The sequence below is a fragment of the Paramesorhizobium leguminum genome (genome assembly GCF_003217235.1).
Classification (GTDB): Bacteria; Pseudomonadota; Alphaproteobacteria; order Rhizobiales; family Rhizobiaceae; genus Paramesorhizobium; species Paramesorhizobium leguminum.
In genome coordinates this window covers 51,986-73,761 of the sequence record NZ_QJTF01000002.1, presented here as the reverse complement: position 1 = coordinate 73,761, position 21,776 = coordinate 51,986, and the positions used below count along the sequence as shown (strand labels likewise).

At 59.2% G+C, this 21,776-nt stretch carries 23 protein-coding genes; 16 read left to right on the top strand and 7 right to left on the bottom strand.

Annotated features, from left to right (window positions below):
* The first annotated feature begins 26 nt into the window (after positions 1-26).
* Complete coding sequence (hupB, locus tag C7477_RS01920; RefSeq protein WP_110748360.1) at positions 27-302, top strand: DNA-binding protein HupB; 276 nt, start codon at positions 27-29, stop codon at positions 300-302.
* Positions 303-440: 138 nt separating this feature from the next.
* On the opposite strand, the gene C7477_RS01915 is transcribed toward hupB, so the two are convergent.
* From C7477_RS01915 to C7477_RS01900, 4 genes are read right to left on the bottom strand one after another with little or no spacing between them, the layout of a single operon-like run.
* On the bottom strand, positions 441-803 hold the full coding sequence (locus tag C7477_RS01915) for an HVO_A0114 family putative DNA-binding protein (RefSeq protein ID WP_110748357.1): 363 nt from the start codon (positions 801-803) through the stop codon (positions 441-443).
* Positions 800-1,081: a toxin-antitoxin system TumE family protein gene (locus C7477_RS19115; protein WP_110748355.1), complete on the bottom strand. Its 282-nt coding sequence runs from the start codon at positions 1,079-1,081 to the stop codon at positions 800-802. The genes C7477_RS01915 and C7477_RS19115 overlap by 4 nt, the downstream gene beginning before the upstream one ends.
* 53 nt (positions 1,082-1,134) lie before the next feature.
* Positions 1,135-1,398 (bottom strand): hypothetical protein, encoded by a 264-nt coding sequence (locus C7477_RS01905; protein ID WP_110748352.1) that lies wholly within the window; start codon positions 1,396-1,398, stop codon positions 1,135-1,137.
* 9 nt (positions 1,399-1,407) lie between these two features.
* Positions 1,408-2,091, bottom strand: coding sequence for an HAD family hydrolase (locus C7477_RS01900; RefSeq protein ID WP_110748349.1), 684 nt, complete (start codon positions 2,089-2,091; stop codon positions 1,408-1,410).
* A 181-nt stretch (positions 2,092-2,272) separates the two neighbouring features.
* Here C7477_RS01900 and rpiA point away from each other — a divergent pair, with 181 nt between their 5' ends.
* The 12 genes from rpiA to gltX all read left to right on the top strand — a co-directional run bounded on the left by rpiA (position 2,273) and on the right by gltX (position 13,383).
* On the top strand, positions 2,273-2,968 hold the full coding sequence (gene rpiA, locus C7477_RS01895) for a ribose-5-phosphate isomerase RpiA (protein WP_110748346.1): 696 nt from the start codon (positions 2,273-2,275) through the stop codon (positions 2,966-2,968).
* A gap of 137 nt (positions 2,969-3,105) precedes the next feature.
* Positions 3,106-3,645, top strand: a complete 540-nt coding sequence (locus C7477_RS01890) for a DUF2059 domain-containing protein (RefSeq protein ID WP_110748343.1) — start codon at positions 3,106-3,108, stop codon at positions 3,643-3,645.
* 112 nt (positions 3,646-3,757) lie between these two features.
* Complete coding sequence (gor, locus tag C7477_RS01885; protein ID WP_110748340.1) at positions 3,758-5,146, top strand: glutathione-disulfide reductase; 1,389 nt, start codon at positions 3,758-3,760, stop codon at positions 5,144-5,146.
* 195 nt (positions 5,147-5,341) lie between these two features.
* A complete protein-coding gene (locus C7477_RS19340) occupies positions 5,342-5,473 on the top strand; it encodes a hypothetical protein (RefSeq protein WP_281032501.1) in 132 nt (43 codons plus the stop codon).
* A gap of 112 nt (positions 5,474-5,585) precedes the next feature.
* Positions 5,586-6,665 (top strand): lactonase family protein, encoded by a 1,080-nt coding sequence (locus C7477_RS18680; protein ID WP_146226048.1) that lies wholly within the window; start codon positions 5,586-5,588, stop codon positions 6,663-6,665.
* Positions 6,666-6,804: 139 nt separating this feature from the next.
* Complete coding sequence (locus C7477_RS01875) at positions 6,805-8,184, top strand: class II 3-deoxy-7-phosphoheptulonate synthase (protein ID WP_110748335.1); 1,380 nt, start codon at positions 6,805-6,807, stop codon at positions 8,182-8,184.
* 83 nt (positions 8,185-8,267) lie between these two features.
* Positions 8,268-8,675: a GFA family protein gene (locus C7477_RS01870; protein WP_110748332.1), complete on the top strand. Its 408-nt coding sequence runs from the start codon at positions 8,268-8,270 to the stop codon at positions 8,673-8,675.
* A 44-nt stretch (positions 8,676-8,719) separates the two neighbouring features.
* Positions 8,720-9,307, top strand: a complete 588-nt coding sequence (locus C7477_RS01865) for a TetR/AcrR family transcriptional regulator (protein WP_110748329.1) — start codon at positions 8,720-8,722, stop codon at positions 9,305-9,307.
* An 81-nt stretch (positions 9,308-9,388) separates the two neighbouring features.
* Positions 9,389-9,889, top strand: coding sequence for a hypothetical protein (locus C7477_RS01860; RefSeq protein WP_110748326.1), 501 nt, complete (start codon positions 9,389-9,391; stop codon positions 9,887-9,889).
* A 31-nt stretch (positions 9,890-9,920) separates the two neighbouring features.
* Complete coding sequence (locus C7477_RS01855; protein WP_110748323.1) at positions 9,921-10,271, top strand: diacylglycerol kinase; 351 nt, start codon at positions 9,921-9,923, stop codon at positions 10,269-10,271.
* A 42-nt stretch (positions 10,272-10,313) separates the two neighbouring features.
* Complete coding sequence (locus C7477_RS01850) at positions 10,314-11,996, top strand: NAD+ synthase (protein WP_110748321.1); 1,683 nt, start codon at positions 10,314-10,316, stop codon at positions 11,994-11,996.
* A 13-nt stretch (positions 11,997-12,009) separates the two neighbouring features.
* Positions 12,010-13,383, top strand: coding sequence for a glutamate--tRNA ligase (gene gltX, locus C7477_RS01845; RefSeq protein ID WP_110748318.1), 1,374 nt, complete (start codon positions 12,010-12,012; stop codon positions 13,381-13,383).
* Here gltX and C7477_RS01840 read toward each other — a convergent pair.
* The 3 genes from C7477_RS01840 to C7477_RS01830 all read right to left on the bottom strand — a co-directional run bounded on the left by C7477_RS01840 (position 13,301) and on the right by C7477_RS01830 (position 18,208).
* Positions 13,301-14,677, bottom strand: a complete 1,377-nt coding sequence (locus tag C7477_RS01840; RefSeq protein WP_110748315.1) for a DUF2865 domain-containing protein — start codon at positions 14,675-14,677, stop codon at positions 13,301-13,303. The two genes, gltX and C7477_RS01840, sit on opposite strands and share 83 nt — an antisense overlap.
* 437 nt (positions 14,678-15,114) lie before the next feature.
* On the bottom strand, positions 15,115-17,415 hold the full coding sequence (locus C7477_RS01835; protein WP_110748312.1) for an NADP-dependent malic enzyme: 2,301 nt from the start codon (positions 17,413-17,415) through the stop codon (positions 15,115-15,117).
* A 16-nt stretch (positions 17,416-17,431) separates the two neighbouring features.
* Entirely contained in the window at positions 17,432-18,208 is a 777-nt protein-coding gene (locus C7477_RS01830) for an SDR family oxidoreductase (protein WP_110748309.1), read from the bottom strand.
* Positions 18,209-18,420: 212 nt separating this feature from the next.
* Here C7477_RS01830 and C7477_RS01825 point away from each other — a divergent pair, with 212 nt between their 5' ends.
* From C7477_RS01825 to C7477_RS01815, 3 genes are all read left to right on the top strand, one after another.
* Positions 18,421-19,659: an MFS transporter gene (locus tag C7477_RS01825; protein WP_245411689.1), complete on the top strand. Its 1,239-nt coding sequence runs from the start codon at positions 18,421-18,423 to the stop codon at positions 19,657-19,659.
* A gap of 118 nt (positions 19,660-19,777) precedes the next feature.
* Complete coding sequence (locus C7477_RS01820; RefSeq protein ID WP_110748303.1) at positions 19,778-20,626, top strand: UDP-2,3-diacylglucosamine diphosphatase; 849 nt, start codon at positions 19,778-19,780, stop codon at positions 20,624-20,626.
* Positions 20,627-20,747: 121 nt separating this feature from the next.
* Positions 20,748-21,776, top strand: a complete 1,029-nt coding sequence (locus C7477_RS01815; protein WP_110748301.1) for a glycosyltransferase family 4 protein — start codon at positions 20,748-20,750, stop codon at positions 21,774-21,776.

Here is a 21,776-nt window from a genome sequence, read left to right as displayed (position 1 = left end):
GCAAATAAAAGAAAGGAAATGCCCCTATGAACAAGAACGAATTGGTTGCCGCGGTTGCGGAAAAGGCCGGCCTGACGAAAACCGACGCCGCTTCGGCTGTCGATGCCGTCCTGGAATCCGTTACCGGCGCGCTGAAAGATGGCGGCGACGTCCGCCTCCCGGGCTTCGGCGTTTTCTCCGTTTCGCACCGAGCCGCCTCTACGGGCCGCAATCCCTCGACGGGCGCGGAAGTCGCCATTCCGGCCCGCAACGTGCCGAAGTTCTCTGCCGGCAAGGGCCTGAAGGACGCCGTCAACGGCTGATCCATATAGAGCGCTTCTTGCCGGGAGCGCTATTTATCTCTCCGGCCTGCCGACCCGTGAAATAGCGAGCAGCAAAATGGTTGCTCTCTATTTCCAGTTCGGACAGGCCGGAGATTTCTTTTTGTCCGTTATTTCCAATCAGGCAGCCGCTTCGACATCATATTCGAAATGAATGCGGGTATAAGGAAACTCGACTCCCTTATCCGTGCGATCGATCATGCCTATCTTGATAAGCATCGTCACATCCCGATGCACGGCCTGCACGTCACGACCGACGCGTCTCGCCACTTCTCGGATCGACAGTGCCCCCTGGCCCGCTAGCGTTGTAATGATAGCAAGGCGGGAGGGTGAAAGGGTGCGGTACATGTCGTCATAAGAAGGGAAATTGTATGACGGCGTGGCTTTGAATGTTTCGTCGCCAGCGAGTACACGCCGTTCCGCCTCCAGTATGCGGGTAAAGATCTCATCATCCGTGGCGATACGCACAAGTAATGTATTCATCTAACCATCCTTTCAATATCCGCACGAAAGGCGGCAGATAGTGCTTCCAGCGACGTGAATTCGAAGGCTTCCTCCCGGTTTCCAACATGCCGGTGATCCCCTTTCCCTCGCTCATTGTCGTACCGCAGAATACACTTATCGTCCCTAATGAGAGCGAGTCTGTACTTGTAATAATGCGTGCAGCCGGGAACGGGGCGAGGTAAACGCCAGATGACAACTTCGTAAAAAGTCGCATCATCGATCTTCCTATGTGTTCTCTCAATAAGCTTCGCCCCCATGTTGTTTAGCCTAACAACAGGGCGCGGTCATGTCAATGTCGGATGGGAGACGATTATTTGCGAGACGACTTCATCGTCCCGACATCCACGGTAATGCTGCCGGATATCGTCACATCGGTATTGCCGATCCTGACCGTATTCGGTCTTGATGGATCAGTCATCCGGTCGGGCTCAGGCGGTGGCGCGGTGACGATCGGCTTTGGCGGGATGACGCCCGGCAAAGTCTTGTTTTCCTCGGCAAATGACACGCCGGCGCTGACCGCGCTCGCGGCCAGCCCCAGGAAAAGCGCCGGAACAGATTTCGCGCATATCATCATGCTCGTCTCCTACAGCGCCGCTGCCATGATCAGGCCGTTGGCCATGTCGAGCGTCAGTTCATCGTAATGCGAGATGATGCGGCTGGGCTCAAAATTGTTGACGGGCAGATCGGTATAGCCGAAATCGACCGCGATGACAGGAATGCCGGCGGCCTTCGCAGCGTCTATGTCCGCCCGGCTATCGCCGACCATCACCGCGCGGGCCGGATCGCCGCCGGCGCGCAGGATGGTTTCCACGAGATGGCGAGGGTCGGGTTTGCGGAATGTGAAAGTATCGCCGCCGCAGATCGTGGCAAAGCGATCCGCCTCGCCGAGTTCGGCCAGAAGCTTCACCGCGAGGGCTTCGAACTTATTGGTGCAGACGGCAAGCATAAAGCCCGCTGTAGCCAGCCGGTCCATTGCCGTGATTACCCCGGCGAAAAACTGCGATTGGCCAGGCATATGCGCGCTGTAATGCTCCAGGAACAGCCCGACGAGCCAATCCAGTTGCTCCGGTGAAAGTTGCTTTTGCTGCGCCTCGAACGCGCGCTCGATCATCACGCGAGCGCCTTGGCCAACATAACGGCGCAGTGCCACCGGATCGACCCTTTCCAGTCCTGATTGTTCGAGGCAATGGTTGAGGCTGTCGAGAAGATCGGGCGCTGTGTCGACCAGCGTTCCGTCGAGGTCGAACACGACAATGGGCTTCGTCATTTTGTATATCCAGATTGGAGGTTACATCCAGATTGGGTCAGCGATACCTACCGGATCATTGCGGTTTGCTCAAGGTTTGGGGAAAAGGCAGGTTAAAAAGCTGCAAAACAAAGCTTTGTGCAATCGCCCCGGCATGATAGATGCAACTGCAAATCAGCAGGGTAAAAAAGGTGGGGGCGTCATGGATGCGCGCAAGCTGAAAATCGAGGCGGCAGCCGTTGCGCTCACATATGTGGACGACGGAATGCGGCTCGGTATCGGCACCGGCTCGACGGCGGAAGAGTTCGTGCGGCTTCTGGCCGCGAAGGTAGCCGGAGGGCTCACCATCATTGGCGTCCCAACGTCTGAACGCACCGCGCAATTGTGCCGCGAACTCGGCGTTTCGCTGACAACCCTCGACGAGACGCCGGAACTTGATCTCACCATTGATGGCGCGGACGAGCTGGACGGCACGCTGTCGCTTATCAAGGGCGGGGGCGGGGCGCTGTTGCGCGAGAAGATTGTCGCCGCAGCGTCGAACAAGATGATCGTCATCGCCGATGAGACGAAAGTCGTCGAAACGCTCGGGCGGTTTCCTTTGCCCATCGAGGTCAACCGCTTTGGACTTGAGGCGACGAAAATCGCCATTATAAAGGCGTCCGCCGATCTTGGTCTTGCCGGACCGATTGCGTTGCGGTTAAAGGAAGGTGAACCCTTCATTACCGATGGTGGCCACTATATCCTGGATGCGTCTTTTGGGAGCATTCCCGATCCGAAGACCTTATCATGTGCTTTGTATGCCATTCCAGGCGTGGTGGAGCATGGACTTTTTCTGGGGCTGGCGAGCGCTGCGATTATCGCCGGCGTGGACGGCATCCGGACACTGACAGTAGCTTAGTTCAAGCCGCATGATCTTCTCCGAAAAGTCTGCAATTTTTCGGGATCATGCTTAGTTTAGTTTGAGCCGCATGATCTTGTCCGAAAAGTTATAGACTTTTCGGGATCATGCTTAGAGAGACACGGAGTAATGACCATATGACCCAGGCAACTGGTTTTCGCCGCCTGATTACGCCGCTGGCGGTGCTTGCGATAATTGCGGGCCTCAATGCGGCCCAGGCGCAGGAAATCTCGGAATCGCATCTGGCCGCCGCACGCCAGGCGATTGCCGCTATCCATGCGACGGAGCAGTTCGATGCCATCCTGCCGCGCGCCGCGCAGGCGCTGAAAGCCGAGTTGATCCAGAAGGATCCAAATCTTGAAGCGGCGATTACCAAGACCGTCGATGAGAAGGCGCTGGCTCTTGCCGCGCGCCGGGCGGATTTGGAAACGGAAGCCGCGCGCGCTTATGCCAAATCCTTCTCCGAGACTGATCTCAAGGCGATTGCGGCATTCTATGAATCGGCTGCGGGGAAGAAGCTGATCTCCGAGGGGCCGATTGTCACGCGCGAAGTGCTCCGGTCCGCCAATATCTGGCAGAACGGCATCGCGCGCGATCTTGCCCAGTCGGTCGGCGAGGCCATGAGCAAGCAGGAAGGCGCCGCTCAGCCGGCGCCAGCCGAGCAGCCTAAGCCGTAACCCCATCTTCACGCCCTACATTGAGAGCCCGGCTTTTCAAGCCGGGCTTTTTTATTCCCGTCGCAGGCTATATGTGTGGGTTCTCTTTCAGTTCAGATTCCCGAGGTTTTTCATGGCATCCTACGATTACGATCTCTTTGTCATCGGCGGCGGTTCCGGCGGCGTGCGTGCCGGGCGTCTGGCGGGAGCGATGGGAAAACGTGTGGGACTTGCCGAGGAATACCGCATGGGGGGCACGTGCGTCATCCGTGGGTGCGTTCCGAAGAAACTGTTCGTCTATGCCTCGCAGTTCAGCGAAAGTTTCGAGGATGCGGCCGGTTATGGCTGGAGCGTCGGTGAAGCATCGTTCGACTGGTCGACGCTGATCGCCAACAAGGACCGGGAGATCGCGCGGCTGGAGGGGCTTTACCGCAAGGGGCTCGAGAATTCGAAGGTAGAGATATTCGATAGTCGGGCGGTGCTGGTGGATGAGCATACGGTCGAGATCGTCTCGTCGCGCAAAAGAGTGACCGCCGAGCAAATCCTGATTGCGACCGGCGCGCGACCCAATCCACATGCGGCGCTGCCGGGACACGAGCTCTGCATTAATTCCAACGAGGCCTTCCATCTTGCCGAACTGCCGAAGTCGATCGTGATTGCCGGCGGCGGCTATATCGCGGTGGAGTTCGCCAACATCTTCCACGGGCTCGGCGTGGAGACCACGCTTGTCTATCGCGGCCTCGAATTGCTGCAGCGCTTCGATGGCGATCTGCGCCATCTCCTGCACGAGGCGATGGAGGCCAAGGGTATCCGCATCCTCTGCAGCACGGTATTCGAGCGTGTATCGCGGCGCGATGACGGGCGGCTCGATGTTAAGCTCTTGGGCGGTGAAACCCTGGTCGTAGATCAGGCGATGCTGGCGCTTGGACGCACTCCAAACACCGAAAATCTCGGCCTGGAAAAGGCTGGGGTGGAAACCGATGTGGTCGGCGCCATTCGCGTCGACGATTATTCACGCACCAACGTCCCGAACATATGGGCAGTGGGCGACGTGACCAACCGGGTGCAGCTTACCCCCGTGGCGATCCACGAGGCGATGTGCTTCCTTGAAACCGCGTTCAAGAACAATCCGACGAAGCCGGACCATGAACTCATCGCCACCGCCGTTTTCTCGCAACCGGAGATCGGCACGATTGGCCTTTCGGAGGAAGAGGCGGCCAAGAAATATGCGGAAGTTGAGATTTATCGCGCGCATTTCCGGCCGATGAAGAACACGCTTTCGGGCCGGAATGAAAAAATGCTGACGAAGCTGGTGGTGGACGGGAAGAGCCGTAAGGTGCTGGGGGCGCATATCCTTGGACCCGACGCAGGCGAGATGGCGCAACTTATCGCCATAGCGCTGAAAGCAGGGGCGACGAAGGATGATTTTGACCGGACGATGGCGGTGCATCCGACGGCGGCGGAAGAGTTTGTGACGATGTACCAGCCGAGCTATCGAATTGTGAATGGCGAGCGGGTTTAGGGGGAGACTAACGGGTGGAGATAATCTCATCCATTGCTTTTCGAGCCCGGGGGCAAATATCTTTATGCTCCGTCTCTTAATGGTAATATTTATCTCTATGAACTCAATGACGACGGCACTTTAAACCCGAGGCTGCCGGCGACCGGCACCGCAACGGGGGCGGATAGCATGATGATATTGGACATATAGTCTGTAATGATCAGTTGGCCAATCGGGTGCAGCTTTACCCCGGTGGCGATCCACGAGGCGATGTGTTTCCTTGAAACCGTGTTCAAGAACAATCCGACGAAGCCGGACCATGAGCTTATCGCCAAGCAGCGGACTTGAGATTGCTGCAACTTAAAGTTTTTTTATTTGAAAATTCCCTCGACAGTAGCATCATAATTTTATAGAATGCGCAAGTATTTAAAATATTTCTCATATTAATAGGAGCTAAATTATGCCGAAATTTGCTTATGTCGTAGAGCCAAGTATTATCTATCGCTATTCTGTGCAGCCGGACGGCTCGTTATCCCCTTTAGATCCACCTGTCAGCTGCGAGAACGCGATTGGGATTGCTTGTTCGAATGCGTCGAGATTTCAGGAAGGAGGCGATTATATTTTCGTTGTCAGTAACGGCATCGATGGCGAAAGCGGAAGCGGAATAAGTATTTATCACGTCGAAAGTGATGGCTCACTGACTATGAGGATTGACCATTCTCAATCCGACACTGTGTCAGAGGACGCATTCTTTATCACTGCCATGTATTTGAGTGGTCCGAATGCGTATTTTATTTATATCGACAGCAGGAGTGCTAAGTCCAGAATAAGTGGTTATCAATTTATTGCGCCTAATTCCATAACGGCGCTTGGCCCTCGGGGCGAGCCGGCGATCTCCCTTCCTCCCGGCTTCCAGGAGCAGATGCTTAGCTATTTGGAAATTGTATCGCCGGATGGAGCGCCTTTGCCATATATTTATGCGCTTTATCCAGCGGAGCTCGTTTCTTATACGACCCGTGTCGATGGCCGTCTCAAATATGCCGGCTTCTCAGCAGGTGGTTACGATAGTGCCTCGCAGATAGCTGCACCCCCCAATGGTGATTTTGCCTACGTCCCATTTTTTGATGGTTCCGTTCTGGGGTACAAAATGCAGGCGGGCAATTTCAATCCGTTGGGGTCCGTCACCCAATTGCCGAGTTTTGGAACTGCGGCTATCACCAGCAGGGATGGCAAATATCTGTTTATTTCTGTCGCGGCGAGCCCCGTCGATGGAGGGGGAACCGATGCAGTATTTTCATTCAAGATCGGACCGGATGGCTCGTTGACGCCATTGGATCAAAAACCCTGTGGTCCGGTAACCACCATGCTCGTTACCGAGCCGGGCGGACAATATCTTTATGCTCTTGCCGGAGAAGGCGTTGGCATCATTTATATTTATGAGATCAACGCTGACGGAACCCTAACTCCCAAGCCGCCGGAATCGAAACACAGCGGGCGAAGCGTGTTCGGTATGGTCGTGCTGGAGATGTTGCCTGGGTAAGGATGTCCCGCCACGGGAAAAAGCTGGAGCAATCCGGCGGGTTTTCGCCTAGTATATATGTTAATTTTCCTTTATAGGAACGCAGCCTCCGTACCTGATGGTACGGAGGTGTTAGATTATTCCGTAAACGGGTGCTGTAATGACGAAGAACTGGACACCGCAATCCTGGAGAGGCAAGCCGATCAAGCAGGTGCCGTCCTATCCGGACGCACAGGTGCTGGCCGATGTCGAGTCCCGTCTTCGTTCTTATCCGCCGCTGGTTTTTGCAGGCGAGGCGCGCAAGCTCACCCGTCAGCTGGGTGAAGTCGCCGAAGGCCGCGCATTTCTGCTTCAGGGCGGGGATTGCGCCGAAAGCTTCGCCGAGCATGGCGCGGACAATATCCGCGATTTCTTCCGCGTGTTCCTGCAGATGGCGGTGGTGCTGACCTTCGGCGCGGCGCAGCCGGTGGTGAAGGTCGGGCGCATCGCCGGGCAGTTCGCCAAGCCGCGTTCGTCCGACACCGAGACGAAGGACGGCGTCGAGCTGCCGGCCTATCGCGGTGACATCATCAACGGCATCGATTTCGACCCGGCGTCGCGCATTCCCGACCCGAACCGCCAGGACATGGCCTACCGCCAGTCGGCGGCGACGCTGAACCTTTTGCGCGCCTTCGCGCAGGGCGGTTATGCAAATCTCGAAAACGTGCATCAATGGATGCTGGGCTTCGTCGGCAACAGCCCGCAGGGCGAGCGCTACGAGGCTTTGGCCCAGCGCATTTCCGAGACGATAGGCTTCATGCGTTCCATCGGTATTACGGCGGAGAGCAATGCGTCCTTACGCGAGACGGATTTCTACACCAGCCATGAAGCGCTGCTTCTGGGCTACGAGGAGGCGCTGACGCGCGTCGATTCCACCTCCGGCGACTGGTACGGCACGTCCGGTCACATGATCTGGATCGGCGACCGCACACGCCAGCCTGATCATGCGCATGTGGAATATTGCCGTGGCATCAAGAACCCGCTCGGCCTCAAATGCGGTCCTTCGCTCGATCCGGACGGTCTCTTGAAGCTGATCGACACCCTCAATCCGGAGAACGAGGCGGGCCGGCTGACGCTGATTGCGCGCTTCGGCTATGACAAGGTTTCCGACCATTTGCCGAAGCTCATCCGCGCTATTCAGCGGGAAGGGCGCAAGGTGGTGTGGTCGTGCGATCCGATGCATGGCAACACGATCACCGCCAATGGCTACAAGACGCGGCCTTTCGACCGCATCTTGAAAGAGGTGGAGACTTTCTTCGCCGTCCATCGCAGCGAGGGCAGCTATCCCGGCGGCATCCATATTGAGATGACGGGCAAGAACGTCACCGAATGCACCGGCGGCGCGCGCGCCATCTCGGCGGAGGATCTTTCCGACCGTTACCATACCCATTGCGACCCCCGTCTCAATGCGGATCAGGCGCTGGAACTGGCGTTCCTCGTCGCGGAACTCTTGAAGAAAGAGCGCGACGCGCAGCCGCAGAAGAAGGTTGCAAACGGCTGAAGCCTGCATTCAGATTTTCTCGATTGCCGAAACAGGGCGGGAGGATACACTCCCGCCCTGTTGTTTTTTTGGGGAGGGAAGAATTGTCTGAAAACGATCATCAGGACCGTCGCACGGGATCATGCCTTTGCGGGGCTGTGCGTTTTGAAACCGACGGCCCGCTTCGCGGCATCCTTTATTGCCACTGCACGCAATGCCGCAAACAGTCGGGGCACTATTTTGCCGCCACCAATGTCGGCGACGATGCCATCCACATCGATGGGGCGGAGAATATCACCTGGTATCAATCGAGTGAGAAGGCGCGCCGCGGCTTCTGCCGGATTTGCGGTTCGGTGCTATTCTGGAAGCGCGACAAGCGTGATGCTATTTCAGTCATGGCGGGCGCGTTTGACCAGCCGAGCGGGCTCCACGGCGAAAGGCATATCTTCACCGCCGATAAGGGTGATTATTACAGCATCGATGATGATCTGCCGCAGCACGAGGGCCGATAGCCGGGGTGCTTGACTTGCTACCTACTAGAAGGTAGGTAAAGTGCATGGGCAATTTATCGACCACCTCCGATGCCATTCTGACGTGCGCGCGTTCTCTGATCGTCGCTGGCGGGTACAACGGTTTCAGCTATGCCGACATCGCGGATGTGGTCGGGATTCGCAAGGCGAGCATCCACCATCATTTCCCAAGCAAGGTCGATCTGGTCCGAACGCTCGTTGCGCGGTATCGGGAGGAGGCTGAAGCGGGGATGGCGGGGCTCGAGCTTCAGGTATCCGATCCGCTCGAGCAGCTTCGATCCTACGTTGGGTATTGGGAAGTGTGCATCGCGGACGCCAGTGCTCCGTTTTGTGTCTGTGCGCTGTTGGCAGGCCAACTGCCTGTTCTGCCCGAGGAGGTTGCCCTGGAGGTGCGGGCGCATTTCCGCTGCCTGTCGCAGTGGCTGACATCGGTATTGGAGCGCGGCGCGGGTGAGGGGCGACTTCAACTGACGGGTACCCCTCGTGCCGAGGCTGAAGCATTCATGGCAACGGTTCATGGCGCGATGCTTTCGGCGCGGGCCTATGGCGATCCGAAGATTTTTGCCCTTGTGACAGCACCGCTTCTGGAGCGGCTGGCTCCGCGCTCCGCCTGATGAACGCTGCGATGGGAAGGCGGCTGCGAGATTTGCCTTTTAAAACTACCTACTGGTTGGAAGATGTCAAAGGAGACTGAAATGTTTGGGATTTCACCGATCGGCTGGGTGCATACGCTCGGCAGCTTGCCCGCCATTCCGCTGGCTATCTATATGTTCGCTCGCCACGGGCGGATCGTGCCCCGGTCAACGCCCGGCGCCGTCTATTTCGTCTCGATGCTGATCGGCGCGGTCACAGTGTTCCTCGTCGCGCATCAGCCGGTGAGCTACGGCATCGGCGCGGCAACGATCCTGCTGCTACTTGCGGGGTATGGTGTCGGCCGTATTTCTTTCTTTGGGCGTGCGGGCAAATATCTCGAAACCATTTTCCTCAGCCTGACGGCGTTTTTGCTGATGGTGCCGACCGTTAGCGAAACCCTGCGCCGGGTCCCGGATGGCCACCCCTTTGTTACAGATCCGAAATCGCCGCTTCTTCTCGGGGCGCTGGCCAGTCTCCTTGTCATTCTCATCGTCGGCTTGACGGTCCAAATCGTCTATTTGCGTCGGCAAGACAGGCTTCAATCCAGCCACGTCTTGATCTAGCTTATCCCCTAGTCTTTCGGGGGAATCGTTCATGGAGCGCATCTGGCTGGCGTTCATTAACTCGATGCGGGCGCTCAAGTGGCTGGCGCGGCATGAAAAGGCGGTGCAGCAGGAGCTGGCGCTGTTCGTCGTCTCGATACCCGTCGCGCTCTATCTCGCGCCGAACGCGCCGATGTTCCTGGCCATGATCGGGGCGATCCTGTTTCTGATCATGATCGAGGTGCTCAACACCGGCATCGAGGCGGCCTGCAACGCCCTCTCGCGCGAATTTCACAGGGATATCCAGATCGCCAAGGATTGCGGCTCGCTCGCGGTGTTGATCTCCATCATTCTGGCAGCCGGGGTGTGGGGTTACGCGCTATTCATCGCTATATATCAATAAGCTTGGATTGCGACTCTTCAACCCGCACGGTAAAGCTTGCCCATGACCAAAAAGACATTCGCACCCGACACTCTGCGCATTGCGATAGCCCAGCTCAATCCCGTGCTGGGTGACGTAGACGCCAATCTCGCCAAAGCGCGGGAGGCGCGCGCCGATGCGGCGCGGCAGGGGGCGGATGTCGTCCTCTTCACCGAGCTTTTCATCTCCGGCTATCCGCCGGAAGATCTGGTGCTGAGGCCATCATTCACTGCGGCTTGCGAGAAGGCAGTGCGCGAATTCGCGGCCGATACAGCCGATGGCGGACCGGGCGTCATCATCGGTACGCCGCTGAAGCGCGATACGGGGCTGCATAATTCGGTGATGGTGCTCGATGGCGGCGAGGTGATTGCCGAACGCTTCAAGCAGGATTTGCCGAATTATGGCGAGTTCGACGAAAAGCGGGTTTTCGTGGCGGGCCCGATGCTGGGACCGGTGAATTTCCGCGGGGTGCGGCTCGGAATTCCGATCTGCGAAGATATCTGGGGCGATCTCGGCGTCTGCGAGACGCTCTGCGAAAGCGGCGCGGAAATCCTGCTCGTGCCCAACGGTTCGCCCTATTATCGTGGCAAGGTGGATGTGCGCCACCAAGTGGCGATACGCCAGGTGATCGAAACGGGCCTGCCGCTCATCTTCGCCAATCAGGTGGGCGGGCAAGACGAGCTGATCTTCGACGGCGCTTCCTTCGGCATCAATGCCGACAAGTCGCTCGCCTTCCAGATGTCCGAGTTCGAGGCGCAACTGGCCGCTATTCCTTGGAAGCGGGAGCCCGATGGCTGGGTCTGCTTCGATGGGCCGATGGCGAGAATTCCCGAAACGGAAGAAGCCGATTATCACGCCTGCATGCTGGGCCTGCGCGACTATGTGAACAAGAACGGCTTTAAAAATGTCGTTCTTGGCCTTTCCGGCGGCATCGATTCGGCGCTGTGCGCGGCGCTGGCCGTGGATGCGCTGGGTGAGGAGCGGGTGCGCGCCGTGATGATGCCGTACCGCTATACGTCCAAGGATTCGCTTAAAGACGCGGAGGATTGTGCCCGCGCGCTGGGCTGCCGCTATGATATCGTGCCGATCCATGAGCCGGTGGAAGGCTTCAGGCATGCGCTCGCGCCTCTGTTCGAGGGATTGAGCGAGGATACGACCGAAGAGAATTTGCAAAGCCGCGCGCGCGGAACGCTGCTGATGGCGATCTCCAACAAGTTCGGCTCCATGGTTGTGACCACGGGCAACAAATCCGAAATGTCGGTGGGCTACGCCACGCTTTATGGCGACATGAACGGCGGCTTCAACCCGATCAAGGATCTCTATAAAATGCAGGTTTATGCGCTTGCAGCCTGGCGCAACAGCCATGTGCCGCCGATGGCGCTTGGCCCCTCCGGCGTGGTCATTCCGCAGAACATCATCGACAAGGCGCCATCGGCGGAATTGCGGGAGAACCAGACGGACCAGGATTCGCTGCCGCCTTATCCCGTGCTGGACGATATTCTCGAATGCCTGGTGGAGAACGAGATGGGCGTCAATGAGATCGCGGCGCGTGGACATGAGCCCGCTCTGGTGCGCCGCATCGAGCACTTGCTTTATCTCGCCGAATACAAGCGCCGGCAATCGGCGCCGGGTGTGAAGATCACCAAGAAGAATTTCGGGCGGGATCGCCGTTATCCCATCACCAATCGATTTAGAGATCGAGCATAGTCCAGGAATACCAATGACCGTCACCGTGCGTTTCGCCCCGTCTCCGACGGGCTATATCCATATCGGCAATACGCGAACTGCCTTGTTCAACTGGTTGTTTGCATTGAAGAATGACGGGCGGTTCATCCTGCGTTTCGACGATACGGATGTCGAGCGCTCGAAAGCCGAATATGCCGAGGCGATTGCCACCGATCTCGACTGGTTGGGCGTAAAGCCTGACCGGGTGGAACAACAGTCCAAGCGGTTCGCCATCTATGATGCGGCGGTGGAAAAGCTAAAGCGGGCCGGGCTGCTTTATCCGGCTTACGAGACGGCGGAGGAGTTGGAGCGCCGGCGCAAGCTGCGGCTGACGCGGCGGTTGCCGCCGGTCTATGGGCGCGAGGCGCTGAAGCTGACAGATGCAGACCGGGCGGCGCTCGAGGCGGAAGGGCGCAAGCCGCATTGGCGGTTTCTGTTGCCTAATTTCAAGGACGATCCATTCTCGCCTGAGCGCACCGAGGTGCATTGGGACGATCTGGTGCGCGGGCCGCAGACTGTCGATCTCGCATCGATGTCCGATCCCGTGCTGGTGCGCGAGGACGGGACGTATCTTTATACGCTGCCGTCCGTCGCCGACGATATTGACTTAAGCGTCACGCATATCATTCGCGGCGACGACCATGTCACCAATACCGGCGCGCAGATCGCGTTGTTCCGGGCGCTGGGCGCGGAGCCGCCGGCGTTCGGACATCATAATCTGCTGACGACGATCTCGGGCGAGGGGCTTTCCAAGCGCAGCGGCGCGCTTTCGGTCGGCTCCTTACGCGAAGCCGGCTACGAGCCGATGGCGATCGCCTCGCTGGCGGTGCTGATCGGCACTTCGGAGAATGTCATCGCCGCGCCTGACATGGCAGCCTTGGCCACGCATTTCGACCCGGCGGCGACATCAAAATCATCGGCGAAATTCGATCCGGCCGAGCTCGATACGCTCAACCGCGCGCTCATCCATGCGCTGCCTTTCGAGGCGGTGAGGGATCGTCTTGCGGCGCTTGGCATAGAGGGGGAGAAAGCAGAGGCGTTCTGGCTCGCCGTGCGCGGCAATCTCACCCATGTCAACGACGCAGCGGCATGGTGGCGGATCGTCAACGAGGGCGCTCAATCGGCACCGGACCTTACCCCGGAAGATCTCACCTTCGTGCGGCAGGCTTTCGATCTCCTGCCGCCGGAGCCGTGGGATCGCGAGACCTGGAAAATCTGGACCGACGCCGTGAAGGAAGCGACGGGACGCAAGGGCAAGGCGCTGTTCATGCCGCTCCGTCTCGCGCTTACCGGGCTTCATTCGGGCCCGGAACTCGCAGACCTTTTGCCTCTTGCTGGTCGGGAAAGAATTTTGGCCCGACGACCCTGACCTTCGCCCCTGCGGAGTTGGCCATGGCGGCATCCTTGTCCGTCAGCCTTATCAGATCGTCCCGGTTGAGGCCGCCCTCGGTGTTGAGCATCGTTTCCGGATCGGCGGCGGGATCAGGCCGCCGGCGTGGGATGCCGATGAAGACGGACGTCTTGGCGGAGGCCGCATCGTCCTTTTCGCGTGTTTCGCTAGGCATAGCACTACTACCATTCGGGATCGGGGTGAATTTATTCGTCCCCGCGACGGGCTGGCTCTGCGGCGCGGCGGCCTGGCAGCTGCAGCCCGGGGTCGCCTTCAGCTTGCGATAATTGAACGCCGTCGGCAGATCCGCATAGGGGGTATTGGTAGCGGCGGATAGCATATCTTCCGAATCCTCGTCCCTCACATTGTGATAGTAGAGTTTTGTCTCGGTGCCCGGACACATGGCGGAGCAGGAACTCTCGTCACGAGCGAAGAATTTGCGGTCCGTTGAAAAGGATATGGGGAAATAATAGCCGTCGCAGGTGCGTACGCAGAGGGTGCGCAGGCCACCTTTGACGTTCAAGTTCTTGAGGGGCGACACGCTCTCACTGATCGCGGCAATCTTTTCAATGCGCCGGCTCACGGGCTCGGCGTCGCGCTCCACCACCCGCTCTCTGTCTCTTTCGCGGTTTCTGTCGCGCTCGCGCTCAACCAGCCGATCTCTCTCCCGTTCACGCTCACGATCAATCCGTGCTCTCGTTTGCGAGCGGATGCGCTCTTGCTCACGTTCCTTTTTCAGGCGGATAGCGGCGTTGCTTCTTTGCCGCGTGACCGGCGCATAGGCCGTATCGGAGTAGGAGGCCTCTTCCCTGGCTTGCCTTTGGTTGAAAAGCCGGGTGAAGAGTCCGACGGAGCGCTGCGGGGTTGCATCGCAATCATAGTTCGCGAGCGCCGCAAGCACCTGCCGTCGCTCTGCCGGCGATCCGGCAGGGCTATATCGCGCCGCCTGCTTCGCCTGGGCGATTTCGGCCTGGAGCCGCGCGATATCGTTGTTGAGACTCATGCATTGCGGCGAATAGGAGGGGCGCCGGAACAGCCCGCGGAGGCAATTTTCCTGCCGCGCCCATGCCCGCGCGGTGGCCAGCTCGCCCTGCAACTGCCTGACCTCCGGGGCGCGGGAAACGGAGCGGCTGCGGTTGCTGGAGAGGGAAGCCAATTGCCGATGCAATTTGGAGCATATGGCGGAGGCCGCCGCGCCTTCTCGTGTCGATGCGGCAACGGAGCCGATGCCCAGAAAAGCCACCGCAATCAAGAGTAAAAATCTGGTCATCATATCCGCCACCCTGCCTAAGCAATATCGACATAGTAAAGCGTAAATTTAAACGGTTAACAATTGGTTAATTTCAAGTTTTTTCGTTAAGTATTTCTGAATAATATTGAATGAAGTATTTATAATTATTTGCGGCTGAGAGCTTTCTGGTCGTCATTCTCGGTGCCAAGTCCGATAATGAGTAGCGTTTTTGCCGACGCTTATAAACTCAAGCCTCCAGCCGCTGTGATACCTCCACAACATTGATACAGCGTATAATAAAACACGAGGTACTATCCCCGTACCATCCCTTGCTCTTTGCACGGCATTTGACGAATACGGAAATGCCTATGTAACGACAGAATCTACCGGAGTAATGGCTATTATATGCAGTAAGATTAATTCAATGTAATATTTACTCCCTCTGGCCTTCCTAGGAAGGCCAGAGGGCCATGGAACGCTCAAGCACCCAATTTCTGCGAAGCCTCCACCACTGCCAGCGCCGTCATATTGACGATGCCGCGCGAGGTAACCGATGGCGTGAGAATATGGGCCGGCCTTGCCGCGCCGAGCAGGATCGGGCCGACATGCAGCGCGTCGGTGACGCTTTTCACCACAGTCAGCGTGATGTTGGCCGCGTCGAGATTGGGGAACACAAGGAGATTGGCCTCTCCTTTCAATCGTGAGGCGGGGAAGGCGCGGTCGCGCAATGCTTGGCTCAGCGCCGCGTCGCCATGCATCTCGCCATCGACCTCGAGGCCTGGATCGCGATCGCCAAGGATGGCGGTGGCGCGGCGCATCTTTTCGGCGCTTTCGGAATCCTTGGAGCCGAAATTGGAATGCGAAAGCAGCGCGGCCTTCGGCTCGATGCCGAAGCGGCGGATTTCATTGGCGGCGAGGAGCGTCATCTCGGCGATATCCTCTGCGTCCGGATCGACGCTGACATAGGTATCGGTCATGAAGAGCGTGCCGCGCTGCGATATGAGGAGGCTGAGCGCCGAGAAATCGCGCAAGCCCGGCGCTTTGCCGATGATCTGGCCCACCAGGCGCAGATGACGCTCGAAGCGGCCCTGCAGCCCGCAGATCATGGCGTCGGCCTCGTCGCGCATGACGGCGAGCGCGGCGATGGCGGTTGAATTGGTACGCACGATCGTTCGCGCGGTATCGGGCGTCACGCCATGCCGCCCGGCGAATTTCAGGTAAAGGTCGACATAATCGCGATAGCGCCGGTCATCCTCGGGATTGATAAGTTCGAAATCCTCGCCGGCGCGGATTTTCAGGCCGTAGCGCTTGAGCCGGGTTTCAACCACTTGCGGGCGGCCGATCAGTGTCGGAATGGCGATGCCTTCCTCAAGCACCACCTGGGCGGCACGGAGCACGCGCTCGTCTTCGCCATCGGCATAGATGACGCGCTTCTTCTCCGCGCTACGTGCGGCGGTGAAGACGGGCTTCATGACGAGGCCTGAGCGGAAGACGAAGCGGTTCAGCCGGTCGAGATAGGCTTCCATATCCTCGATGGGCCGCATGGCGACGCCGGTTTCCATCGCGGCCCTGGCAACAGCGGGCGCGATGCGCAGGATAAGCCGCTGGTCGAAAGGCGAGGGGATGAGATAATCAGGACCGAAGGTCGGCGTCTCGCCGGAATAGGCGCGCGCGGCGACGTCGGACGGCTCCTCGCGGGCCAGCGCGGCGATGGCCTTGACGGCGGCCATCTTCATTTCCTCGTTGATTGCCGTGGCGCCGACATCGAGCGCGCCGCGGAAGATATAGGGGAAGCAGAGGACGTTGTTGACCTGATTGGGATAATCGGAGCGCCCGGTGCAGATCATTGCGTCGGGACGGGCGCGGCGGGCCATTTCCGGCATGATCTCGGGCGTCGGGTTGGCGAGCGCCATGATGAGCGGCTGCGGGGCCATCTGTTGCAGCAGTTCAGGCTTCAGCACGCCGGCGGCGGAAAGGCCGAGGAAAACATCGGCGCCGGGGATGATATCGGCGAGCGTCCGCGCATCGGTTTTCTGCGCGTAGACCGATTTCCAGCGGTCCATCAGCGCGGTGCGGCCCTCATAGACCACGCCCTCGATATCGCAGACCCAGATGTTCTCGCGCCTAGCGCCGAGCGTCACCAGCAGATTGAGGCAGGCGAGCGCCGCCGCGCCGGCGCCGGACGCGACGATCTTGGCCGAGGCAATGTCCTTGCCGGCCAGTTCCAGCCCATTGAGGATCGCCGCCGCCACGATGATGGCCGTGCCGTGCTGATCGTCATGGAACACCGGGATCGCCATGCGGGCGCGCAGCTGCTCCTCCACCTCGAAGCATTCCGGCGCCTTGATGTCTTCCAGATTGATGCCGCCGAAGGTGGGCTCCAGGGCGGCCACCACTTCGACGATGCGGTCGATCTCGTTGGCATCGATCTCGATGTCGAACACGTCGATATCGGCGAATTTCTTGAATAGAACCGCCTTGCCTTCCATCACCGGCTTGGAGGCCAGCGGCCCGATATTGCCGAGGCCGAGCACGGCAGTGCCGTTGGAGACGACGGCGACGAGATTGCCGCGCACGGTGTAGTCGGCGACCGTCGAAGGGTCAGCATGGATGGCGAGGCAGGGCGCGGCGACGCCGGGCGAGTAGGCGAGCGCCAGATCGCGCTGGTTGCCGAGCGGCTTCGTCGGCTGGATTTCCAGCTTTCCGGGCGTGGGATAGCGGTGAAAGAACAGCGCGGCTTCATCAAAATCGGAAAAGGCGGGTTTTATGGTCTTGGTCATGATGAACTGTTTCCGGTCAAAAGGCGCTGTTGTAGGCGCCGCCATCGATGATGAGATTCTGGCCGGTTATATAACCGGCTTGGGCGGAGCAGAGAAACGCGCAAGCCTGCCCGAATTCCTCCGGCGCGCCGAAGCGACCGGCGGGAATTGCGCTCATGCGCCTTTCCGTCTCCTTCTCCGGCTCTATTCCTGCCCTTTCCGCCCCGAAGCGGATGCCGCTGCGAATGCGGTCCGTATCGAAGATGCCGGGCAGGATATTGTTGATCGTCACATTGTCCTTGGCGACCGTCCGGGCGACGCCAGCCAGGAACGAGGTGAGCCCTGCGCGCGCACCAGAGGAAAGATCGAGGCCGGAGATCGGCTTGTAGACCGAGGTTGAAGTAATGTTGACGATGCGCCCGAAACGACGAGCGGCCATGCCATCCAGCACTGCCTTGATCAACTCGATCGGCGTGACCATGTTCTGCGTCACGCCATCGAGAATCGCCTGGCGGTCGAGCTCGCGGAAATCGCGGAAGGGCGGCCCGCCGTTGTTATTGACCAGGATATCCGGTTCCGGGCAGGCGGCGAGCAGGGCCTTCTGGCCTTCCGGGGTGGAAACATCGGCAAGAACAGCGGTGACGGAGACGCCGGCGCGCATGAGTTCCTGCGCGGTGGCTTCGAGCGTCTCGACATGGCGGCCATTGACGACGATATCGCATCCGGCTTCGGCGAGCGCCGTGGCACAGGCCTTGCCAAGTCCTTTGCTCGAGGCGCAGACGATGGCCTTTCGGCCTTTCAGTCCCAGATCCATGGCATCCACTCCTTATGATGGGCTTTCATAGGCCAAAGAAGGCGTTTTGCAAATCCAAACCCGCGCGCTTCATTAACGCAGGCTACGCTTCAGCCTGGTGACGAATGGGTATATAGCGAGTTCCGCCCACCCAGGCGGAATCGCCCGCTCAGCCGTTATCGCGCACGATCCGATCCCATCGGATCCACGCCGCTTTGAATCAGGTCTATCCCGTGAACAGTTCATCCAGCGCCAGCCTAGACGTACAATCGCCGCCGCAACTAACCGCCTTTCAGCTCACGCTTGTCATTCTGGCGCTGGCTTGCGGCGGTTTTGGAATCGGGACGGGCGAATTCGCCATTATGGGCCTTCTGCCGGATGTGGCGCGCGGCTTCGGGATCAGCGTGCCGGAAGCGGGGCATGCCATCAGCGCCTATGCGCTCGGCGTGGTTGTCGGCGCGCCCGTCATCGCCATGATGGGGGCAGGGCGGTCGCGGCGGACGTTGCTGCTCGTCCTCATGGGCCTCTTCGCCGCCGGTAATCTTCTCAGCGCCACCGCCCCGTCTTTCTCGAGCTTCATTATCTTGCGATTTGTCACCGGCTTGCCGCACGGCGCCTATTTCGGCGTCGCCGCGCTGGTGGCCGCTTCGCTGGTGCCGTTCGACAAGCGCGCACGGGCCGTCGGCTATGTGATGCTGGGCTTGACCGTCGCGACCCTTGTCGGCACGCCGGCGATGGCGCTCTTCGGACAGCTTCTCGACTGGCGCGTGATGTTCGTCTCCGTGGGCGGGGTCGGCATCCTCACCGTCGTCCTGTTGTTCCTCTATCTGCCACGGGACGCCACTCATGAGCGCGCCGGGGTCCTGCGCGAACTTGCCGCCTTCACCCACCCGCAGGTGCTGCTGACCCTTGCCGTGGCGGCGACCGGCTTCGGCGGCATGTTCTCGATCTTCAGCTATATCGCGGCAACGGCGACGGAAGTGGCCGCGATGCCGGTGGCAACGGTGCCGATCGTCATGGCGCTGTTCGGTCTGGGCATGAATGCCGGCAATCTCGTGGGCACGCGCTTTGCCGATCGTTCGCTGATGGGCACGATATTCGGCATGCTGCTGTTCAATGTCGCCGTCATGACCTTCTTCGCCCTGACCGCGGAAAACCCCATTTTGTTGTCGCTTGCCGTGTTCCTCGTCGGCTGCACGTTCGCGGCGGGCCCGGCTATCCAGACCCGCCTTATGGATGTGGCGCGGGACGGCCAGACGCTCGCCGCCGCCTCGATGCATTCGGCCTTCAATATCGCCAATGCCCTCGGAGCCTGGCTTGGCGGTCTGGTAATTACCTATGGCTACGGTTATCCGGCCACGGGCTATGTCGGAGCGGCCTTGTCGGTGCTTGGAGTGGGTGTTTTTGCCGTCTCTTACGCCTTGGAAAAAAGGAGTTCGGCGGCCGGGGATACGTTGGTACTGAAGTCGTAAACATTTGCCCGTGGGGGCCATCGAGGCCGCGCAAATCATTGCCGTCATACGTTTGTGACATGAATCGGCTTTTAGTCGTCTCGAAAATAGGACCATCACACGACGGACGGAGCCGGCGATGGGCAAGAATACAGACGACGAAGCGAAGAAATACCGTACGCTTTTCATCTCGGATGTGCATCTGGGGTCGAGGGGCGCGAAGGCGGATTTCCTTCTCGATTTTCTGCGCTTCCACGATGCCGACACCATCTATCTCGTCGGCGATATCGTTGACGGCTGGCGGCTGCGGCGCAACTGGCATTGGCCGCAGGAGCACAATGATGTGGTGCAGAAGCTTTTGCGCAAGAGCCGCAAGGGCGCAACCATCATCTATATCGCCGGCAATCACGACGAATTCCTGCGCGATTTCCAGGGCACGCATTTCGGCGGTATCGAGGTGATGGACCGCACCGTGCACGAGGCGGCCAATGGCCGCAAGTTCCTCGTCATCCACGGCGACCAATTCGATGTGGTGGTGCGCAATGCGCGCTTCATCGCCTATATGGGCGACTGGGCCTATGACGCGGCCATCGCCTTCAACACTGTCATGAACAAGGTGCGCCGCCTGCTCGGCCTGCGCTACTGGTCGTTTTCGCAATGGGCGAAGTTCCGCGTGAAGAAGGCGGTCAATTTCATCGGCGCGTTCCAGGATGTCGTCTCGGAGGAGGCGCGCCGCGCCGGGGTAGACGGCGTCATCTGCGGGCATATCCACCACGCCACCATCGAGACGATCGACGGGATCGAATATATCAACACCGGCGACTGGGTGGAAAGCTGCACGGCGGTGGCGGAGCATTTCGATGGAACGATGGAGCTGATCTCATGGACGCATCTCATCGGCGAGCAGGCCGGGTTCGCGCCTGTCATCGAGCTTCAGGATCATCGCCCGGCGGCGCGCGCCATGCCAAGACCGGCGAATGTGGCTTAGAGCATGATCCCGAACCGAAGGTCAGCGTCAGCAAAAAGTTGCAGACTTTTCGGATAAGATCATGCGGCAAAACAAAGAGATAGAGCGGTTCTTCTGTTCTATCAAAAAAGGAACCGCTCTAATGAAGCCGCGCCTCGTCATCGTCACGGACGCCTGGCATCCACAGGTCAATGGCGTGGTTCGGACGCTCACGCATATGCGCGACCTGATGAGCGCGCGGGGCTATGCGGTGACGATCGTTTCGCCAAGCGATTATCGCTCGGTCCCATGCCCTACCTATCCGGAAATCCGGCTGGCGCTGACGCATCCGGCCGCGGTGCGCGCGGTACTCGCCAAGCTGCAGCCAGCCTATGTGCACATCGCCACGGAAGGGCCGCTCGGCATCATGGCCCGCCGCGCCTGCCTCAGGAATGGCTGGCACTTCACCACCAGCTTCCACACCCGCTTTCCGGAATATCTCTCCGAGCGTTTTCCGGTGGTGCCGCTCTCGCTGACTTATGGCTTTCTCCGGCGCTTTCATAATGCCGCCGCGTGTACCCTCGTGCCGACGCCATCGATCCGTGACGAGCTTGCCGCCCGTGGCTTCACCCATCTGAAAGTATGGACGAGGGGGGTGGACCGTGCTCTGTTCAAGCCGAAACGGGTCGACCTGAAGCTAAAGCACCCGATTTTCCTCTGCGTCGGGCGTGTCGCGCCGGAAAAGAACCTTGCCGCTTTTCTCTCGCTCGATCTGCCGGGAACGAAGCTCGTGGTGGGGGATGGTCCGAGTCTGGCGGAATTGAAGGCGCGCTTCCCTGAAGCCGTGTTTGTGGGCAAGAAGGAGGGCAAGGAGCTTGCCCGATATTACGCGGGGTCGGATGTCTTCGTCTTTCCCAGCCGGACGGATACGTTCGGTCTGGTGCTGCTCGAGGCGATTGCCAGCGGTTTGCCGGTCGCAGCCTATCCTGTGCCCGGCTCACAAGATGTGGTCGGCGCGACGGGCGCGGGTGTTCTGTCGGAGGATCTGGGTGAAGCTTGCCGTGAGGCCTTGAAGATGGGGCGAATCGACCCCGATACGGCGCTCAAGGATTTCACCTGGGAGCATTGCGCCGATATTTTTGAGGGTGTGCTGACGCCTGTTGTTGCCGATGAGCAGGCTAAAGCGGCTTGA

Excerpts from the sequence above, each read along its gene's own strand:
- C7477_RS01820 (WP_110748303.1), top strand. The coding sequence starts at position 19,778 with ATGGGCAAGAATACAGACGACGAAGCGAAGAAATACCGTACGCTTTTC.
- C7477_RS01840 (WP_110748315.1), bottom strand. The coding sequence starts at position 14,677 with ATGATGACCAGATTTTTACTCTTGATTGCGGTGGCTTTTCTGGGCATC.
- C7477_RS01915 (WP_110748357.1), bottom strand. The coding sequence starts at position 803 with ATGAATACATTACTTGTGCGTATCGCCACGGATGATGAGATCTTTACC.
- C7477_RS01855 (WP_110748323.1), top strand. The coding sequence starts at position 9,921 with ATGGAGCGCATCTGGCTGGCGTTCATTAACTCGATGCGGGCGCTCAAG.
- C7477_RS01905 (WP_110748352.1), bottom strand. The coding sequence starts at position 1,398 with ATGATGATATGCGCGAAATCTGTTCCGGCGCTTTTCCTGGGGCTGGCC.
- gltX (WP_110748318.1), top strand. The coding sequence starts at position 12,010 with ATGACCGTCACCGTGCGTTTCGCCCCGTCTCCGACGGGCTATATCCAT.
- C7477_RS01830 (WP_110748309.1), bottom strand. The coding sequence starts at position 18,208 with ATGGATCTGGGACTGAAAGGCCGAAAGGCCATCGTCTGCGCCTCGAGC.
- C7477_RS19115 (WP_110748355.1), bottom strand. The coding sequence starts at position 1,081 with ATGGGGGCGAAGCTTATTGAGAGAACACATAGGAAGATCGATGATGCG.
- C7477_RS01860 (WP_110748326.1), top strand. The coding sequence starts at position 9,389 with ATGTTTGGGATTTCACCGATCGGCTGGGTGCATACGCTCGGCAGCTTG.
- C7477_RS19340 (WP_281032501.1), top strand. The coding sequence starts at position 5,342 with ATGATCAGTTGGCCAATCGGGTGCAGCTTTACCCCGGTGGCGATCCAC.
- C7477_RS01890 (WP_110748343.1), top strand. The coding sequence starts at position 3,106 with ATGACCCAGGCAACTGGTTTTCGCCGCCTGATTACGCCGCTGGCGGTG.
- C7477_RS01900 (WP_110748349.1), bottom strand. The coding sequence starts at position 2,091 with ATGACGAAGCCCATTGTCGTGTTCGACCTCGACGGAACGCTGGTCGAC.
- gor (WP_110748340.1), top strand. The coding sequence starts at position 3,758 with ATGGCATCCTACGATTACGATCTCTTTGTCATCGGCGGCGGTTCCGGC.
- C7477_RS01850 (WP_110748321.1), top strand. The coding sequence starts at position 10,314 with ATGACCAAAAAGACATTCGCACCCGACACTCTGCGCATTGCGATAGCC.
- rpiA (WP_110748346.1), top strand. The coding sequence starts at position 2,273 with ATGGATGCGCGCAAGCTGAAAATCGAGGCGGCAGCCGTTGCGCTCACA.
- C7477_RS01835 (WP_110748312.1), bottom strand. The coding sequence starts at position 17,415 with ATGACCAAGACCATAAAACCCGCCTTTTCCGATTTTGATGAAGCCGCG.
- C7477_RS01865 (WP_110748329.1), top strand. The coding sequence starts at position 8,720 with ATGGGCAATTTATCGACCACCTCCGATGCCATTCTGACGTGCGCGCGT.
- C7477_RS01815 (WP_110748301.1), top strand. The coding sequence starts at position 20,748 with ATGAAGCCGCGCCTCGTCATCGTCACGGACGCCTGGCATCCACAGGTC.
- C7477_RS18680 (WP_146226048.1), top strand. The coding sequence starts at position 5,586 with ATGCCGAAATTTGCTTATGTCGTAGAGCCAAGTATTATCTATCGCTAT.
- hupB (WP_110748360.1), top strand. The coding sequence starts at position 27 with ATGAACAAGAACGAATTGGTTGCCGCGGTTGCGGAAAAGGCCGGCCTG.
- C7477_RS01875 (WP_110748335.1), top strand. The coding sequence starts at position 6,805 with ATGACGAAGAACTGGACACCGCAATCCTGGAGAGGCAAGCCGATCAAG.